Annotated in this window: 15 protein-coding genes; 7 read left to right on the forward strand and 8 right to left on the reverse strand. The window is 67.4% G+C overall.

Translation table 11 applies throughout. The features are described from left to right. Nucleotides 1–223 precede the first annotated feature (223 nt). Nucleotides 224–2,032 (forward strand): DEAD/DEAH box helicase, encoded by a 1,809-nt coding sequence (locus tag ACSFBM_RS11445; RefSeq protein ID WP_435484443.1) that lies wholly within the window; start codon nucleotides 224–226, stop codon nucleotides 2,030–2,032. 76 nt (nucleotides 2,033–2,108) lie between these two features. Here ACSFBM_RS11445 and ACSFBM_RS11450 read toward each other — a convergent pair whose 3' ends face one another. After that, nucleotides 2,109–2,825 carry a YajG family lipoprotein gene (locus ACSFBM_RS11450; protein WP_435484444.1) on the reverse strand — a complete coding sequence of 239 codons (717 nt, stop codon included), beginning with the start codon at nucleotides 2,823–2,825 and terminating at the stop codon, nucleotides 2,109–2,111. Between the two features lie 126 nt (nucleotides 2,826–2,951). Between ACSFBM_RS11450 and ACSFBM_RS11455 the strand changes: the two genes are divergently transcribed. Beyond that, complete coding sequence (locus ACSFBM_RS11455) at nucleotides 2,952–3,989, forward strand: endonuclease/exonuclease/phosphatase family protein (protein WP_435484445.1); 1,038 nt, start codon at nucleotides 2,952–2,954, stop codon at nucleotides 3,987–3,989. Nucleotides 3,990–4,007: 18 nt separating this feature from the next. On the opposite strand, the gene ACSFBM_RS11460 is transcribed toward ACSFBM_RS11455, so the two are convergent. From ACSFBM_RS11460 to ACSFBM_RS11480, 5 genes are all read right to left on the reverse strand, one after another. Next, nucleotides 4,008–5,078, reverse strand: a complete 1,071-nt coding sequence (locus tag ACSFBM_RS11460; protein WP_435484446.1) for an ABC transporter ATP-binding protein — start codon at nucleotides 5,076–5,078, stop codon at nucleotides 4,008–4,010. A 20-nt stretch (nucleotides 5,079–5,098) separates the two neighbouring features. After that, nucleotides 5,099–5,950 (reverse strand): carbohydrate ABC transporter permease, encoded by an 852-nt coding sequence (locus tag ACSFBM_RS11465; RefSeq protein WP_435484447.1) that lies wholly within the window; start codon nucleotides 5,948–5,950, stop codon nucleotides 5,099–5,101. A gap of 82 nt (nucleotides 5,951–6,032) precedes the next feature. Further along, entirely contained in the window at nucleotides 6,033–6,920 is an 888-nt protein-coding gene (locus ACSFBM_RS11470; protein ID WP_435484448.1) for a carbohydrate ABC transporter permease, read from the reverse strand. A 37-nt stretch (nucleotides 6,921–6,957) separates the two neighbouring features. Then, nucleotides 6,958–8,340 carry an ABC transporter substrate-binding protein gene (locus tag ACSFBM_RS11475; protein ID WP_435484449.1) on the reverse strand — a complete coding sequence of 461 codons (1,383 nt, stop codon included), beginning with the start codon at nucleotides 8,338–8,340 and terminating at the stop codon, nucleotides 6,958–6,960. 123 nt (nucleotides 8,341–8,463) lie between these two features. Further along, nucleotides 8,464–9,207 (reverse strand): FadR/GntR family transcriptional regulator, encoded by a 744-nt coding sequence (locus tag ACSFBM_RS11480; protein ID WP_435484450.1) that lies wholly within the window; start codon nucleotides 9,205–9,207, stop codon nucleotides 8,464–8,466. 148 nt (nucleotides 9,208–9,355) lie between these two features. On the opposite strand from ACSFBM_RS11480, the gene ACSFBM_RS11485 reads away from it, so the two are divergent. The 5 genes from ACSFBM_RS11485 (at nucleotide 9,356) to ACSFBM_RS11505 (ending at nucleotide 13,956) form a co-directional block, all read left to right on the forward strand. Further along, a complete protein-coding gene (locus ACSFBM_RS11485; RefSeq protein WP_435484451.1) occupies nucleotides 9,356–11,092 on the forward strand; it encodes an IlvD/Edd family dehydratase in 1,737 nt (578 codons plus the stop codon). A gap of 1 nt (nucleotide 11,093) precedes the next feature. Next, complete coding sequence (locus ACSFBM_RS11490; protein ID WP_435484452.1) at nucleotides 11,094–12,014, forward strand: 2-dehydro-3-deoxygalactonokinase; 921 nt, start codon at nucleotides 11,094–11,096, stop codon at nucleotides 12,012–12,014. After that, nucleotides 12,011–12,652 (forward strand): 2-dehydro-3-deoxy-6-phosphogalactonate aldolase, encoded by a 642-nt coding sequence (locus tag ACSFBM_RS11495; RefSeq protein ID WP_435484453.1) that lies wholly within the window; start codon nucleotides 12,011–12,013, stop codon nucleotides 12,650–12,652. The genes ACSFBM_RS11490 and ACSFBM_RS11495 overlap by 4 nt, the downstream gene beginning before the upstream one ends. A gap of 38 nt (nucleotides 12,653–12,690) precedes the next feature. Then, complete coding sequence (locus ACSFBM_RS11500; RefSeq protein WP_435484454.1) at nucleotides 12,691–13,428, forward strand: aldolase; 738 nt, start codon at nucleotides 12,691–12,693, stop codon at nucleotides 13,426–13,428. Between the two features lie 213 nt (nucleotides 13,429–13,641). Continuing rightward, nucleotides 13,642–13,956, forward strand: a complete 315-nt coding sequence (locus ACSFBM_RS11505) for a hypothetical protein (protein ID WP_435436389.1) — start codon at nucleotides 13,642–13,644, stop codon at nucleotides 13,954–13,956. A 57-nt stretch (nucleotides 13,957–14,013) separates the two neighbouring features. Here ACSFBM_RS11505 and ACSFBM_RS11510 read toward each other — a convergent pair whose 3' ends face one another. Together ACSFBM_RS11510 and ACSFBM_RS11515 are read right to left on the reverse strand one after the other, a co-directional pair. Beyond that, entirely contained in the window at nucleotides 14,014–14,721 is a 708-nt protein-coding gene (locus ACSFBM_RS11510) for an SDR family oxidoreductase (protein WP_435484455.1), read from the reverse strand. Between the two features lie 37 nt (nucleotides 14,722–14,758). Continuing rightward, a complete protein-coding gene (locus ACSFBM_RS11515; protein ID WP_435436387.1) occupies nucleotides 14,759–16,198 on the reverse strand; it encodes an MATE family efflux transporter in 1,440 nt (479 codons plus the stop codon). Between the last annotated feature and the right edge of the window lie 19 nt (nucleotides 16,199–16,217).

A 16,217-nucleotide genomic window follows, 5' to 3' on the forward strand; every position in this document is an offset into this window, starting at 1 on the left:
CGGGCGCGGCAAACCACCGATTATCGACTCATGCGACAATACACACCGTTGCCGGGTCCAGTTGCCCGCAACACCGGCTCTCTGCCGGGGACGAAGAAGACCCTTCTCACAACAGGTTTTCCGGCTCCCACCCCTGACCTTCATCTGCCTTGACTGGCTCGGCGTCAACAAGACGTCAAGCGGGCCGATGCCACTGCGCCGTGTATGGCGCTTATTGTTTCCAATGAATTTTGAAGAACTGAAGCTGGCTCCCGCCATCTTGAAGGCTGTGCTCGAACACGGCTACGACACACCCACGCCTATCCAGGCGCAAGCCATCCCCGCGGTGCTCGAAGGTCATGACCTGTTGGGCGGCGCACAAACCGGCACCGGCAAGACGGCTGCCTTCACCCTGCCGATGCTGCACAAGCTCACCATGAGCCGCAGCGCCACCAACAAGTTCGGCGGCGTCGGCATCCGTGCCCTCGTGCTCACCCCCACCCGCGAACTCGCGGCGCAGGTCGAAGAGTCGGTTCGCACGTACGGCAAGTACCTGCAGCTCGACTCCACCGTGATCTTCGGCGGCGTGGGCATGAACCCGCAGATCAGCAAGCTCAAGAAGGGCGTCGACATCCTCGTGGCCACCCCCGGCCGCCTGCTCGACCTGCAGCAGCAAGGCATGCTCGACCTGAGCCAGGTCCAGATGCTGATCCTGGACGAAGCCGACCGCATGCTGGACATGGGCTTCATCCACGACGTGAAGAAGATCCTGGCCCTGGTGCCCAAGGAAAAGCAGAGCCTGCTGTTCTCGGCCACCTTCAGCGACGAAATTCGCGACCTGGCCGCCACGCTGCTCAAGAACCCGCAAAGCATCCAGGTCACGCCGCGCAACACCACCGTGCAGCGCATCACCCAGGTGATCCACCCGGTGGGCCGCGGCAAGAAGAAGGCGCTGCTCGCGCACATCATCAACGAGCACAAGTGGAGCCAGGTGCTCGTGTTCACGCGCACCAAGTTCGGCGCCAACAGCGTGGCCGAGTTCCTGACCAAGAACGGCATCGAGGCGATGGCGCTGCACGGCAACAAGAGCCAGAGCGCCCGCACGCAGGCGCTGGCCGGCTTCAAGAGCGGCGACATCCGCGCGCTGGTGGCCACCGACATCGCCGCGCGCGGCATCGACATCGACGAGCTGCCGCACGTCGTGAACTACGAGATCCCGAACGTCAGCGAAGACTACGTTCACCGCATCGGCCGCACCGGCCGTGCCGGTTCGAGCGGCGAGGCCGTGAGCTTCGTGTGCCTGGACGAAGAAGGCTTCATGCAGGAAATCGAACGCTTCACCAAGCAGACGATTCCGGTGCAGATCGTCGAGGGCTTCGGTCCTGAAGACGGCGAACGCGCCGAGCCCATCGCCATGGGTCGCCAGACGATCTGGGGCGGCGCCGGTCGTCCGCCGAGCCGCGACGTGATGCAGGCAGCCGCCAAGGCCGCCCGCACCGAGATGCTCTCGCGCATTCGTGAGAACAAGGCCGGCCAGGGCGGCGGCGAGCGCGCTGGCGGCGGCGGCGGCGGCGGTCAACGCCGTGGCGGTGGCCAGGGTGCTGGCGCTGGCGGCGGTCAAGGCCGCAACGCCAATGGCGGCGGTCAAGGCCAGGGCCAGGGCCCGCGCGGCCAGGGCGCACGCCCGGCGCAAGGCCGTGGCCCGCAAGGTCCGGCGCGCGCGCCGCACCATGCACCGCAGCATCCGCAACAGAACCATCTGCCGCACGACGAGCGCCAACCGCGCCATCACGGCAACAGCCACAGCCCGACGCAAGCCAACCAGGTGGCGCATCTGCGCGCCGAAGCGGTCGCAGGTGGCGAGGGCCAGCCGGATCCGTTGCGCACGAGCGTCGACCACATGGGCGCCGGACGCGGTCGCGGCCGCCCGGGCGGCGGCGGTGGCGGCTACGGCGGCAACCGTTCGGGCGGCGGTGGCCGTTCGGGTGGTGGCGGCGGCTACGGCGGCGGCGGTGGCCGCTCGGGTGGCGGCGGCCGTTCGTTCGGTCGCTGAATTCCGCGGGCAGGTCATACCTGCCCGGCACTCCAGATCAAGGGCACTTCGGTGCCCTTTTTCTTTTGGCGCCCGCTCAGCGCGGCGGCGCCGTGCTCGCGCGGATGTTCTTCGCGATGCGCAACGCCAGCGCCTCGACGGCGTCGTCGTAGCTCTGGGCCACGGCCTGCGGCTGGCCCACAAGCTCGCCGAAGCTCGCCCAGCGGTACGCCGGGTTGCCCGGCACGCTGGTCGGCGTGTCGCCGCTGGCGTCGGCGCCGTAGTAGATCGTGTCCGTCCAGACGGTGTCGCCGTCCGTGGCGCTCATCAGGTAGCCGCTCACGTTGACGCGCGGCACGTAGTCGTTGGAAAAACGCGCCGACAGCATGCCGACCTCATTGAAGTACACATGCAGCACGGGCAGCGAGGTCGGCAGCTTCGCCAGGTCGATGTTGTCGGGCGACCCCGCGGGCCGCACCACGCCGTCGAGCACCTGCGCCTGGTAGCCCTGTGCATTCAGTTGCGCGACCAGCGCGGCCGTGAGCCTGGGCGCCATGTCCTTGCGCACGGACTCCATGCGCTCGTTGAAGTCCGAGCCCTTCACGCGGTCGGCAATCGACTGCCACAGCACGCCGAGCGGGATGCCCTTGTTTTCGGTGTGCAGCTTGGCGATGGGCGCCACCGGGATCACCATGATGCGGGTGACGGTGGGCGGCGGCGCCGGGGGGCTGGAGCCGCAGGCGGCGAGCCAGAGGCTGCCCACCAGTGCGCAGGCAAGAAGAAGGCGGCGTGACGGGGCGTGATGACGCTTCATGTGTTCCGCGCGCGGCGCGGCTCCCTGGGTTCGTTTTTTTGGCGTTGCGCGCCTGGCTTGGCGAACAGCGGCGCAGCGTGCAACAGTTTGGTTAGCAATCGTAACTCGGTCCACAATCGTGTCGCCATGCAAACCATTCCTCCCAACTACGCCACCCTCTTCGTGGCCACCTGCAACCTCCTGAACCTCGCGAACCCGAACCGCGTGTACTACGAGAACCAGGACGGCTACACCGAGCGCGAGTACGAGCGAAAGATCGACTGGACGGGCGAGCGCTTCCACGCGCTCAATGCCGACGTGCTGGCGGTGCAGGAGGTGTGGGACGAGGCGGCGCTCAAGGCCTGCATCGCGCGCAGCGGGTTGCGCTACGACTTCGTGTCGGTGCCCGGTGCGGAAAACACGCCGCCCGGGAGCCCGCCAGACTCGCCTGCACGGCCGGGCGCCCAGGGCACGCCGCGCGTGGGCATCGCCACGCGGCTGCAGGTGGACGACGTGCGCTCCTTCGTCGACTTTCCCCCGGGCTTCGGTGTCGACGTGCCCGGCCTGGGCCCGCACACGCGCTTCGAGCGCCCGCCCCTGCTGGCCACGGTGCGCATGAAGCACGGCCAGCAGGTGCATGTGCTCACGGTGCACCTGAAGTCCAAGCGCCCGAAGTTCCTGCAGGACGCGCAGGGCAACCCCCTGGAGGACCGCGACGACCGCAAGGTCGGCGTGATGGCCTCGTTGCGCTCGCTGCTGATGCGCGGCGCCGAGGCCGCGGCCCTGCGCTGCATCGTCATCGACCTGCTGCAGGGCACCAACGTGCCGCTGGTGGTGATGGGCGACTTCAACGACAACCCGCACAGCGTGACCACGCAACTCGTGGCGGCCACATCGGAGGTGGCGTACGACAAGTCGGCGCGCGACGTGGCGCTGTTCAACGCCTACGAGATGCAGGGCGAGTCGGCGCTCAAGAAAGACGTGGCCTATTCGCACATCCACCAGGGCTTTCCGGACGTGCTCGACCAGATTCTGGTGAGCGAGGAGTTCGTTGCCACAAGCCGCCACAGCCTGGGCGACGTGCGCAGGGTCGACTACTTCAACGACCACCTGCACGAGGGGCGCGACCGTTCGCGCTCCGACCACGGCTTCGTGCGGGCGCTGCTGCGGTTGCGCACGGACTGAGCCGCCCGCAGCGCCTCTTCAGACCATGCGCTTGCCGGTCTGCCGGTCGAACAGGTGCACGCTCTCGGACTCGATGGCCAGGCGCACGAGCTCGTCGGGCCTGGCATCGACACGGCCGTGCACCGCCAGCACCAGCTTGGCTTCGCCGACCTGCACCAGCAGTTCGGTCTCCGCGCCCGTGGGCTCGACCACGATCACCTTGGCTTGCACGCTCTGCGCGCCGCCGCCGAGCGTCATGTCGCCGGGGCGCACGCCGTAGTGCACCGGCTGGCCGTCGGGGGCGGAGGTGCCCGCCGGCACCGGCCAGCGCGTGCCTTGCGATTCGACCCAGCATTCGCCGCCCGCACGCCGCACCGTGCCCTCGATCACGTTCATCGAAGGAGAACCGATGAACTGCGCCACGAACAGGTTGTCGGGCCGGTCGTACAGGTCCAGCGGCGTGCCGATCTGTTCGACGATGCCGTCGTGCATCACCACGATGCGGTCGGCCATGGTCATGGCCTCGATCTGGTCGTGCGTGACGTACACCGTGGTGGTCTTCAGGCGCTGGTGCAGCGCCTTGATCTCGGCGCGCATCGCCACGCGCAGCTTGGCGTCCAGGTTGGACAGCGGCTCGTCGAACAGGAACACCTTCGGGTCGCGCACGATCGCGCGGCCCATGGCCACGCGCTGGCGCTGCCCGCCCGACAGCTCGCGCGGGTAGCGTCCGAGCAGCGCATCGAGGTTGAGGATCTTCGCGGCGCGCATCACGCGCTCGTCGGTCACCGACTTCTCGGCGTTGCGCAGGCGCAGGCTGAAGCCCATGTTCTCGCCCACCGTCATGTGCGGGTAGAGCGCATAGCTCTGGAACACCATGGCGATGTCGCGGTCCTTCGACTCGAGGTCGTTGACCACGCGGCCGTCGATGACGATCTCGCCGCCGCTGATGTCCTCCAGGCCCGCGAGCATGCGCAGCAGCGTCGACTTGCCGCAGCCCGAAGGCCCGACCAGAACGACGAACTCGCCGTCGGTGATGTCGAAGCCCAGGCCCTTGATGATCTGGACCTTGCCGAAGGATTTCTCGATATTGCGAAAAGATACGGAAGCCATTTTTCAGTTCCTGCGTTGGCTCAGCTCTTCACGGCGCCGGCCGTCAGGCCGCCCACCATGTAGCGCTTGAATGCGTAGTAGATCGCCGCGGGCGGCAATGCGTAGATCAGGCCCGTGGCCATCAGCAGCTCCCACGGCGAATCGTCGGCCGAGAGGAAGTTGCCCAGCGCCACCGCCAGCGTCACGCTCTTGTCGTTCGACAGCAGCAGGAAGGCATACAGGTACTCGTTCCACGCGAGCAGCAGCGAGTACGTGCCCACCGCCACCAGCGACGGCACCATCAACGGCAGGTACACCAGGCGAAACAGCTGCAGCGGCGAGGCGCCGTCCATGCGCGCGGCTTCATCGAGCTCGTACGGCAGCTTGTCGGAGGCTTGTTTCAGCACCCAGATGCAGTACGGCGACGCGATGGTCACCATCGCCAGGATCAGCGCCCACTGGCTGTTGAGCAGTCCGTAGTTGCCCATGGTCTTGTACATGGGCACGGCCAGGAAGGCCGCCGGAATGAAGTACGTGAACAGCGCCAGGTTCATCACCGTGCGCCCGCCGCGCACACGCAGCCGGCTGATGGCGAACGCGGCGGTGGTCGCCACGAACAGCGTGATCGCACCCACCGACAGCGCAATGACCAGCGAGTTGCCCAGCTGCACCCAGAAGTGGCTCAGGTAGAAGTGCTTCTGCTGGAACACCGTGGCAAAGTTGTTCAGCGTGGGGTGCGTGGGCCACAGGTGGCCCGAGGTCGCCGAGTCCTTCGACGAGAACGCGAACAGGGCCATGTGGTAGATCGGGACCAGCGTCCACAGCAGCACCGGAATGCCGATGAGCAGCAGCTTGGCCTCGGTCAGCACAGCCTTGGGAGTCCAGCGCTTCATATTGCCCTCCGACGAGCCGCCTCTAGGGGGGCAAGCGCCCCCCCGGGGGGCAGTGAATACACGAAGTGATGAACGTGGGGGCTCATTTCGAGAGCCTCTTCATCATGAAATAGACCAGGGGCAATACCAAGGGCATGGCCACCACGATGGACGCCATCGACAGGTCGACCTGGTCGAGCCGCAGGTAGCGGATGCCCAGCGTGGCGAGCACGTGCGTCAGGTCGGCGGGGCCGCCACCCGTGAGCAGGTACACGCTGTTGAAGTCGCCCAGCGTCCAGATCATCGAGAGGATGAGCGAGGTGACGTAGAGCGTCTTCAGCGCGGGCCAGCTCACGAAGCGGAACTTCTGCCACGAGGTGGCGCCGTCGACCGACGCCGCCTCGTACTGCTCGCCCGGAATGGCCAGCCGCCCGGCCACGAGAATGAGCGTCCAGAACGGCAGCGACTTCCACACGTGAACCAGCATCGCGAAGCCCAGGGCCAGCGACGGGTCGTTGAGCCAGTTGGGACCGTCGGCGCCGGTCAGGCGGAAGATGGTGGTGTTGATCACGCCCCACTCGGGGTTGAGCATGAAGCGGAACGACAGGATGGTGGGAATCGAAGGCATCGCCCACGGCAGGATGAAGATCGCCGAGATGATCTTGATCCACCAGCGCGATGTGACGAAGAAGCCCGAGAGCACGAGTGCCACGGCCATCTTGATGTTGATCGCCACGACCAGGAAGACGGCCGTGTTGATGACGGAGCGGAAGAAGATCGGGTCTTCGACCAGCTTCACGTAGCTTTGCGGATGGCGGGCGAGCCACAGCCCGTAGCCCACCGGGTAGAGCACGAACACCACGAACACCAGCAGGTAGGGCACGACCATCACCGCGCCCCAGAACTGCCAGCGCGCGTGGCGCGCACCCAGGTTGGCAACAGGCGCCGCGGGGGTCGCGGCGGCAGCGGGAGCAGTGACGGTCGAGCTCATGGCGTCGGCAGCAGTGCGTTGTCGGGATGCGCCGCGCTTACTGCGCGGCCACCGTCTTGATGCGCGCGATCATCTCGTCGACCGCCTTGTCCACCGGCACCTTGTCGGTCACGATGCGGCTCATCGCCTTGGCCCACACGTTCTCGTTGTTGATCACGGTGAAGCGGTAGTTCTTGGTGAACTCGAAGGTCACGGTGCCCGCGGCGTACTGGTTGAACACCGACTTGCGATGCGAATCGGCCTGCCAGAACGGGCTGGCCTGCCCGGTCTTGGTGACCGGGAACCAGCGGCCCAGCGAACCCTCGACATACGGCGTGAGGTTTTCTTCCTGCAGCAGGAAGGACACGAACTCCTTGGCGCGCGCCTTGTTCTTGCCGTCCTTGAACACCACGCCCGTCTTCACGGCCGTGCGGTAGACCATCTTGGTGCCGTCGGGCTTGGTCGGGAAGCCTGCCGTGCGAATGCGCTCGGTGTAGTTCTTGCGCGCTTCCTCACGCTGCTCGGGCGTGAGCGTGGCGTTGTTCGAGTCGTCGAGCCACTTGGCCGGCAGCGAGATGGTCGCGTTGTGCGTCATCACGGTCGTCTTGTTGTGGAAGGCGACGTTGTTGTCCGGGTCCTTCCAGCTGGTCGAAGACGGTGGCGTGCAGCCCGTGAGGTAGGGCTTGGTGTAGTCGGTCATGGCGGCGATGAGGCCGGTGCGCACCTTGGGGTCGTCCACGAGCAGCTTGCCGTTGTCGTCGACCAGCTTCACGTTGTAGGCGTCCATGAAGGTCAGGAACGAATAGAACGCGTCGCTCGAATCCACGCCCATCGGCATGCCGATGCCGAAGGTGCGCTTGCCGCTCTTCTGGCGGCTCGCGGGCTGAACCTTCTCGCACCAGAAGGGCCAGTATTCCTTCCAGGTGGTGGGAATGTCGGACTCCTTGAAGCCGGCCTCCGCGAGCATGTCGAGCCAGTACTCGATGTGCATCGTCTGCTGCTTGATCGGGAAGGCGTAGTAGGCCTTCTTCTTCGTCTGGTCGTTGTAGAGGAAGGTGGTCTCGATCGTGTTGGGCGCGAAGCGGTCCTTCATGGGCGTGAGCACGCTGCCGATGTCTTCGAGCTTGCCGTCGAAGGCCCACTTGCCGGTGACCTGGAAGTCGTACACGTCGGCATAGGCCACGTCGGGCGGGCTGCCGGAGTCGAGCGCGGACACGGTCTTCGGAATCATGTCCTGCACCGGGTACTGCGACAGCTCGACCTTCACGTCCTTGTGCTTGTCCTCGAACTTCTTGATGGCGGCGAACAGCGCGTCGTCCTCCGCCTTGTAGAAGCCCTTGACCCACCAGACGGTGAGTTTCTCTTGTGCTGCGGCGTTGCCTGATGCGATCAGGCCCAGCGCGACCAGCGTCGGCGCAATGAGCGATTTGACGAGTTTCATGGTTGTGTCTCCTTCTCTTTTTCGGTGGAATTGGCTCGGCGGGCGAGCGTAGGGTGAAAGAACCGGATGCGAACTGCGGACAAACGCGTAGACGGGCGCAAGGGCGTGAACGTCGTGGTGCGGCTAGCTGGCCTTGAGCCTGGGCGGCGGTCTGCTCAGGCGCGGCAGGCGGCGACGCGAACCGAGAATTTCTTCGATGTCCTGGCGCGCGCCGTCGATGAGGCGAATGACCGCCACTTCGGCCAGCCCGGGCTCGTGCGCGATCACGGCGTCGAGCACCGCGCGGTGCAGCGGCAGCGAGAGCGCGGGGCCGTCGGGCTTGGTGGTCGACAGCTCGAAGCTGGTGCGCAGCAGCGCATTGAGCGCCTTGCTCATCTGCGCCAGCATGCGGTTGCGCGCGGCGCTCAGCAGTCCGTTGTGAAAACGCAGGTCGAAGGTGACGTAGTCGCCGCCGTTTTCCACGGCCTCTTTCATGCCGGCGTAGGCCTGCTCGATCTCGTCGATGTCTTCCTGGCTGGCCCGCTCCGCCGCAAGGCGCACGGCGGCCGGCTCCACCACGCGGCGCAGGTCCTGCAGGTCGCGCAGGAACTCGGGCGTGAGGCCGGCGCGCGCCTGCCAGGTGATGACGTCGGGGTCGAACCAGTTCCACTTGTCCTTGGGCAGCACGCGGGTGCCGACCTTCGGCCCCGTCACGATCAGGCCCTTGGCCGCGAGCGACTTGATGGCTTCGCGCACCACCGTGCGGCTCACGCCGAGCTCCTCGCCGAGGATGGGCTCCGCAGGGATCGACGCGCCGATGGCGTAGCGCCCCGAGACCACGGCTTCACCGAGCAACTCGAGGGTGCGGCCGTGGATGTTCTTGATCATGTGTGATGTGAAATTTGCTATCTCGCCGCTCGCAAATCCTGAGGTCTCCACGGCTTGACCGCGCTTATCATATGATGATTGAAATCGACCTTCGGCAGGACAAACCCTGAGGTTTGGGGCCGCTGAAACCAATAAACGGAGACACCCCATGAGCACTTCCCCCAAGAAAAAATCCGGCGAGCTTCGCAGCCAGCAATGGTTCGGCCGCAACGACCGCGACGGCTTCATCTACCGCAGCTGGATGAAGGGCAAGGGCGTGCCGCACGACCAGTTCGACGGTCGCCCGGTCATCGGCATCTGCAACACCTTCAGCGAACTCACGCCCTGCAACTCGCACTTCCGCACGCTGGCGGAGCAGGTGAAGATCGGCGTGTACGAAGCGGGCGGCTTCCCGCTCGAGTTCCCGGTGATGTCGCTCGGGGAAACCCTGCTGCGCCCCACCGCCATGCTGTACCGCAACCTCGCGAGCATGGACGTGGAAGAGAGCATTCGCGGCAACCCGCTCGACGGCGTGGTGCTGCTCATGGGCTGCGACAAGACCACGCCTGCATTGATGATGGGCGCGGCCAGCGTCGACCTGCCGACCATCGGCGTGTCGGGCGGCCCGATGCTCTCGGGCAAGTGGCGCGGGCAGGAACTGGGCTCGGGCACCGGCGTGTGGCAGATGAGCGAGCAGGTGCGCGCCGGCACGCTCAAGCTGCAGGAATTCTTCGAGGCCGAGAGCTGCATGCACCGCAGCCACGGCCACTGCATGACGATGGGCACCGCGAGCACCATGGCCTGCATGGTGGAGTCGCTGGGCATCGGCCTGCCGGGCAACGCGGCCTACCCTGCCGTCGACGGCCGCCGCAACGTGCTTGCGCGCCAGGCGGGCCGGCGCATCGTGGACATGGTGCATGAGGACATGAACATGTCGAAGATCCTCACGCGCCAGGCCATCGAGAACGCGATCAAGGTGAATGCGGCCATCGGCGGCTCGACCAACTTCGTGATCCACCTGCTGGCCATTGCGGGGCGCATCGGCGTCGACCTGACGCTGGACGACTTCGACCGCCTCGCCTCCGAGCTGCCCTGCCTGGTGAACCTGCAGCCCTCGGGCCAGTACCTGATGGAAGACTTCTGCTATGCGGGCGGCCTGCCGGTGGTGATCAAGGAAATTGCCGACCACCTGCACAAGGACATCCTCACGGTCACCGGCCAGAGCCTGTGGGACAACGTGAAGGACGCCGAGAACTACGGCCCGCAGGTGATCCGCCCGCTGGCCGAGCCCTTCAAGGAGAACGCCGGCATCTGCGTGCTGCGCGGCAACCTCGCGCCCAACGGCGCCATCATCAAGCCCAGCGCGGCCACGCCGGAACTGCTGGTGCACAAGGGCCGCGCGGTGGTGTTCGAGAGCGCCGAAGACCTGCACAAGCGCATCGACGACGAGAACCTGGACATCGACGAGCACTGCGTCATGGTGCTGAAGAACTGCGGCCCCAAGGGCTACCCCGGCATGGCCGAAGCGGGCAACATGCCGCTGCCGCCGAAGGTGCTGCGCAAGGGCATCACCGACATGGTCCGCATCAGCGACGCACGCATGAGCGGCACGGCCTACGGCACGGTGGTGCTGCACACGGCGCCGGAGGCGGCTGCCGGTGGGCCATTGGCGCTGGTGCAGGACGGCGACATCGTCGAACTCGACGTGCCCAACCGCAAGCTGCATCTGCACGTCAGCGACGAAGAGCTGGCCAAGCGACGCGAGACATGGGTCGCGCCCAAGGCGCCGCTCGATTCCGGTTACTGGAAGTTGTACGTCGACACGGTGCTTCAGGCCGACCAGGGGGCCGACCTGGCGTTCCTGCGTGGTCGTCGCGGGGCATTCGTGCCGCGCGACAATCACTGAGATGACAAGACTGATAGCCATCGACTGGGGCACCAGTTCACTGCGCGGCGCCCTGCTGGACACAGACGGCAAGGTGCTCGAGGAACGCAGCGACGCACGCGGCATCCTCACCGTACCTGAAGGCGGCTTTCCCGCCGTCTTCGAGACACTGTTCGGCGACTGGATGCGGCTTGAAGGCACGCGCTGCCTCATCTCCGGCATGGCCGGCAGCAAGCAGGGCTGGGTGGAGGCACCCTACTGCGCGTGCCCGGCGGGCCGCGTGGAAGTGGGCCGCAAGATCATCGACCTGAACGTCGACATGGGCGCCCTGCCCGGCGCGCGCATCGCGATCGTGCCGGGCCTGAGCGACGAGCACGACGGCGTGCCCGACGTGATGCGCGGCGAAGAGGTGCAGATCTTCGGCGCCATGGCCATCACAGGCCAGAGCGACGGCGTCTTCGTGCTGCCCGGCACCCACAACAAGTGGGTCACGGTGAAGAAGGGCCGCGTGGCGGGCTTTCGCACCTACATGACGGGCGAGTTCTACGCGCTGCTGAGCCAGCACTCGATCCTGGCGCGCACGCTCGATGCCTCGGCACCGCTCGACGAGGCCTCGTTCCTCGAGGGCGTCACCCGCTCCGAGAACGGCCACGGCCTGCTGCACAACGCCTTCGGCGCGCGCACGCTCGCGCTGTTCGAGCGCATGCCGAAACAGGAACTGTCGAGCTACCTCTCCGGCCTGCTCATCGGCGAAGAGCTGCGCACGCAGTCGCTCCAGGCGGTGGGCGAGGTGGTGCTGATCGGCTCTTCCGCCCTCACCCAACGCTACACACTGGCCCTGCGCGCCACCGGCGTCGCCACGCGCACGCTGGGCGCCGAAGCCACCTGGGCCGGACTGCACGCGCTGTCCGGCTTCCTCGACACCGACCGGACGCCCGCATGACCACGCCCCTCGACAAATTCAATGCCGCCATGCGCGCACTGCCCCTGGTGGCCATCCTGCGGGGCCTGTCCCCCGCCGAGGCCGCCGATGTCGGCGACGCCATCGTCGAGCCGGGCTTCCTGCTGCTCGAAGTGCCGCTCAACTCGCCCCGGCCGCTGGAGAGCATCGCGCTGATGCGCCAGCGCTTTCCCCAGGCGCTGGTCGGCGCGGGCACGGTGCTGAGCGCGCAGCAGGTGCGCGACGTGCAGGCGGCCGGCGGCGAGCTGATCGTCTCGCCCAACTTCAACGCCGAGGTCATTGCCGAGGCCGCGCGCCTGGGCATGGTCTGCCTGCCCGGCGTGATGACGCCGACCGAGGCCTTCGGCGCGCTCGCGGCGGGCGCCACCGGGCTCAAGCTGTTCCCCGCCGAGCTGGCCTCGCCCGCCGTGGTGAAGGCGTTGCTGGCCGTGCTGCCTGCCGGCACGCCGGTGATGCCCGTGGGCGGCATCACGCCCGCGAACATGGCCGAATGGCGCGCGGGTGGCGCAGCCGGCTTCGGCATCGGCTCCGCGCTGTACAAGCCCGGCAAGCAGGCCTCGGCGGTGCGCGACGATGCGAAGAAATTCGTCGCGGCCTGGCACGGCCTCACCCTGGCCTGACCGGCACCCCCCTCACAAGAACAAAAGGAGACCCCACCATGTCCGCCGATTCCGACTACGCCAGCCCCGCCGTTCGCAAGCTGCGCGAAGACCTGGCCCTGGCCCTTCGCGCGGCCGCCCACCACGGGCTGTCCGAAGGCGTGTGTAACCACTTCAGCGTGATGCTGCCGGGCGCACAGGACCGCTACCTCATCAACCCGCGCGGGCTGCACTGGAGCGAGATCGGCGCCGACGACATCGTGCTGATCGACGTGCACGGCGAAGTGCTGGCGGGCCGTCACCGCGTGGAGCCCACGGCCCTGTTCATCCACGGCGCGGTGCACCGGCTCACGGGCCATGCGGTCGTGCTGCACTGCCACATGCCGTATGCCACGGCGCTCACGATCACGGTCGACCGCGCGCTCGACCCCACCGCCAGCCAGAACGCGATGCGCTACATGAACCGCATTGCCATCGATGCCGAGTACAACGGCCTGGCCCTGGACGACGCCGAGGGCGAACGCATTGCGCGCGCCATGGCCGGCAAGGACGTGGCCTTTCTGGCGAACCACGGCGTGATCGTGGCGGGCGGCACCATCGCGCACGCCTACGACGACCTCTACTACCTGGAGCGCGCCTGCCTGCACCAGGTGATTGCGCAGTCGACCGGACGCCCGCTGGTTCCGGTGAATGCGAAGCTGGCTGCGCACGTGGCGGCGCAGATCCAGGGCGAACGCGAACAGTCCGACCTGTTCTTCGAAGCGCTGCGGCGCATGCTGCCGGCCCCGCGGGCCTGAGCCAAAGGCCTACAACGATTGGCGTGCCTCGTGAGGCGCGCCGAAGCCGTTGCGCCTTTAGTATGTCCGCGTGAGTCGTGATTGCCGCAGCGCACCAACAAGAATTGCCGCGCGCACGGGCTTACAGCTCTTCATCCGATTTCGCTCCAGCCTTACACGTGCTTCACACGGGGACGCGAGGATGAGGCTTCCAACCACATACCGGGGGATCACATGAAAAAGCTTACTTTTGCATTCGCAGCCGCAGCCTTGTTGTCGCTGGCCGCGCTCAGCGCGCCAGCGCAGGCCCAACGTGGCGGCCCCATCATCCAGGCGCAGGTGTACGTCGTGCCGCCGCCTCCGCCGCGCCGCTACTACGCACCGCCGCCCCCGCCGCGCTACTACAACGCGCCGCGCCACTACGGCCCCGATCGCCACTACCGCGATCGCCGCTGGGACGACCGCCGCCATGCCGGCCGCCGCGACAACGACCGCGACGGCGTGCCGAACCGCTACGACCGCCGGCCGAATAATCCGTACCGCTACTGATGAAAAAACCCGGGCCTGGCCCGGGTTTGTGTTTGCGGCGCTGCTTGGTGCGCGTGCTTACGCCGGGGACGCCGCATAGGGCGGCGTGTCGCTCGACAGCCCCTGCTTCAGCTGCCGCGAGACCCCGTCGGCCAGCACCTCGGGCTTGCCGGCCTCCACGCCTTCGAGCGCCTGGCGCGCCACGTCGTCAGGCGACACCTTGTCGCCCGGGATGTGCGCGGCCATGTCGGTGTCCATCAGGGCCATGTGCAGGCTCGTGACCTGTGTGCCCTGCCCCGCGAGCTCGTTGCGCAGGCCGTTGCTCAGCGACCAGGCGGCCGACTTCGTCGCGCTGTAGGTGGCCACGCTCGGGAAGGTGGTCCAGCTCAGGGCCGACAGCGCGTTGACGACCGCGCCGCCGCCGTTGGCCGCAAGCACTGGCGCGAAAGCCTGCGTCACCGCCCAGGGGCCGAAGAAATTGGTGTCGAACTCGGCGCGCGCGGCGGCCACGGCATCGGGCGAACCGAGAAAGCTCGAACCGCGCGAGATGCCCGCGTTGTTGATGAGAAGCGTGACATCGCCGCAGGCGCGCGCGGCCGCCTCGATCTGCGCGGGCTGCGTCACGTCGAGCGCGACCGGCGTCACGCCGGGCAGCGTGATGCTCTGGGGGTCGCGCGCCGCGCCATAGACCTTGCGGGCGCCGGCGGCCAGCGCCGCCTTGGCGAATGCCAGGCCGAGGCCGCGGTTGGCGCCGGTGATGAAGACGACGGAGTCCTTGATTTTCATGGCGAGCTTTCGTTGAACGAGGTTGTTGAAAATTGCTTCAGGCCTGCGCCACGCGGCGCAGCAAGCCGTTGGTGGTGCGCGGCCAGCCCACGCGGCCGAACCAGGCGCCGCCCGCAATGGCCGACGCGATCACGATGCCGTACACCACCAGCGCCACGCCTTGCGCCGCGAACACACCGGTGAGCCCGCCGCCCCAGCGCAGCGCCAGCCAGCCGCCGGTGCCTGCCACCACCAGGCGCGCGATATTGCCCAGCACCGGCCACAGCAGCCGGCCCGCGCCCTGCGACGCGAAATACAGCACCAGCCCGACACCGAAGAAGCCATACAGCGGCCCCACCACGCGCAGGTAATGTTCGCCGGTTTCGAGCATGGCGGGGTCGTTGCCGAACAGCATCAGCCAGGGCCGAGGGAACAGCGCTGCCACCACCCCGATGGTCTCGGTCAATGCAAAGGCCATGGCCGCGCCGGCCCAGGTGGCACGCAGCGCGCGCTCGCGCTGCCCCGCGCCCATGCAGGTGCCGACCATGGCCACCAGCGGCGCGCCCAGGCCGAACACCAGCGGCACCAGCAGGTACTCGAGCCGCGAAGCCGTGCCGTAGCCGGCCAGCGCGCCCGAGCCGAAGTGGCCCGTGAGCGCGGTGGCGATGCCGATCGACAGGTTGGTCGCCACCGTCGACACCGCGCCCACCAGACCGATGCGCAGGATGTCGCGGAACATCGGCCAGCGCAGCTTGAGCGCGTCGAGCGTGGGCCGCAGCAGGCTGCGCGGCGAGCGCAGGTACACGATGAGTGCAATGGAACCCAGCAGGTAGTACAGCAGCAGCGCCATCGCGCCGCCCGCGATGCCCATGCCCGGCAGCGGGCCGAAGCCGAAGATCAGCAGCGGCGAGGCGGGAACGAGGAACACCACGCCCACCACCGTCACGTTGGCCGGCACCGACATGTTGCCGGTGCCGCGGATGATGGCCGACAGCGAATTGAAGAGCCACACCAGCACCGCGCCCGCGAACACCCAGTTCGAGTAGGTGAGCGCGGCCTCCAGCGCCGGCCCCGTGCCGCCCATGATCCCGTAGAGCCATCGTCCGCCCAGCAGCAGCGCCAGCGTGAAGCACAGGCCGAAGCCCAGCGCGATGACGATGGCATGCCACACCAGCGCGTCGGCGTCCGCGCGACGGCGCGCACCGAGCGCGCGGGCGATCGACGAGGCGATGCCGCCACCCATGGCGCCGCTGGACGTCATCTGCATCAGCATGACGATGGGGAACACCAGCGCCATGCCCGCCAGCGCATCAGTGCCCAGCTTGCCGACGAAGTAGGTCTCGATGAGGCCGACGGAAGCCTGCGCCACCATCACCAGCACGTTGGGCGCGGCCAGCCGCAGCAACGTGGGCACGATGGGCGCCTCGAGCAGGCGGCGCGTGCGCGGGTCGAGCTCGCCCTGGGCCTGCGGCGCTTTCGGCGGTGTGGACGTTGTCATGGCAATGGCTCGGGTGTGT

The organism is Variovorax pasteuri, from assembly GCF_051216435.1.
GTDB lineage: Bacteria > Pseudomonadota > Gammaproteobacteria > Burkholderiales > Burkholderiaceae_C > Variovorax.

What these genes read in the sequence shown, in the direction of transcription:
- ACSFBM_RS11495 (WP_435484453.1), top strand. Translation starts at nt 12,011, where the DNA reads ATGACCACGCCCCTCGACAAATTCAATGCCGCCATGCGCGCACTGCCC.
- ACSFBM_RS11505 (WP_435436389.1), top strand. Translation starts at nt 13,642, where the DNA reads ATGAAAAAGCTTACTTTTGCATTCGCAGCCGCAGCCTTGTTGTCGCTG.
- ACSFBM_RS11475 (WP_435484449.1), bottom strand. Translation starts at nt 8,340, where the DNA reads ATGAAACTCGTCAAATCGCTCATTGCGCCGACGCTGGTCGCGCTGGGC.
- ACSFBM_RS11470 (WP_435484448.1), bottom strand. Translation starts at nt 6,920, where the DNA reads ATGAGCTCGACCGTCACTGCTCCCGCTGCCGCCGCGACCCCCGCGGCG.
- ACSFBM_RS11460 (WP_435484446.1), bottom strand. Translation starts at nt 5,078, where the DNA reads ATGGCTTCCGTATCTTTTCGCAATATCGAGAAATCCTTCGGCAAGGTC.
- ACSFBM_RS11450 (WP_435484444.1), bottom strand. Translation starts at nt 2,825, where the DNA reads ATGAAGCGTCATCACGCCCCGTCACGCCGCCTTCTTCTTGCCTGCGCA.
- ACSFBM_RS11455 (WP_435484445.1), top strand. Translation starts at nt 2,952, where the DNA reads ATGCAAACCATTCCTCCCAACTACGCCACCCTCTTCGTGGCCACCTGC.
- ACSFBM_RS11465 (WP_435484447.1), bottom strand. Translation starts at nt 5,950, where the DNA reads ATGAAGCGCTGGACTCCCAAGGCTGTGCTGACCGAGGCCAAGCTGCTG.
- ACSFBM_RS11485 (WP_435484451.1), top strand. Translation starts at nt 9,356, where the DNA reads ATGAGCACTTCCCCCAAGAAAAAATCCGGCGAGCTTCGCAGCCAGCAA.
- ACSFBM_RS11445 (WP_435484443.1), top strand. Translation starts at nt 224, where the DNA reads ATGAATTTTGAAGAACTGAAGCTGGCTCCCGCCATCTTGAAGGCTGTG.
- ACSFBM_RS11480 (WP_435484450.1), bottom strand. Translation starts at nt 9,207, where the DNA reads ATGATCAAGAACATCCACGGCCGCACCCTCGAGTTGCTCGGTGAAGCC.
- ACSFBM_RS11500 (WP_435484454.1), top strand. Translation starts at nt 12,691, where the DNA reads ATGTCCGCCGATTCCGACTACGCCAGCCCCGCCGTTCGCAAGCTGCGC.
- ACSFBM_RS11515 (WP_435436387.1), bottom strand. Translation starts at nt 16,198, where the DNA reads ATGACAACGTCCACACCGCCGAAAGCGCCGCAGGCCCAGGGCGAGCTC.
- ACSFBM_RS11490 (WP_435484452.1), top strand. Translation starts at nt 11,094, where the DNA reads ATGACAAGACTGATAGCCATCGACTGGGGCACCAGTTCACTGCGCGGC.
- ACSFBM_RS11510 (WP_435484455.1), bottom strand. Translation starts at nt 14,721, where the DNA reads ATGAAAATCAAGGACTCCGTCGTCTTCATCACCGGCGCCAACCGCGGC.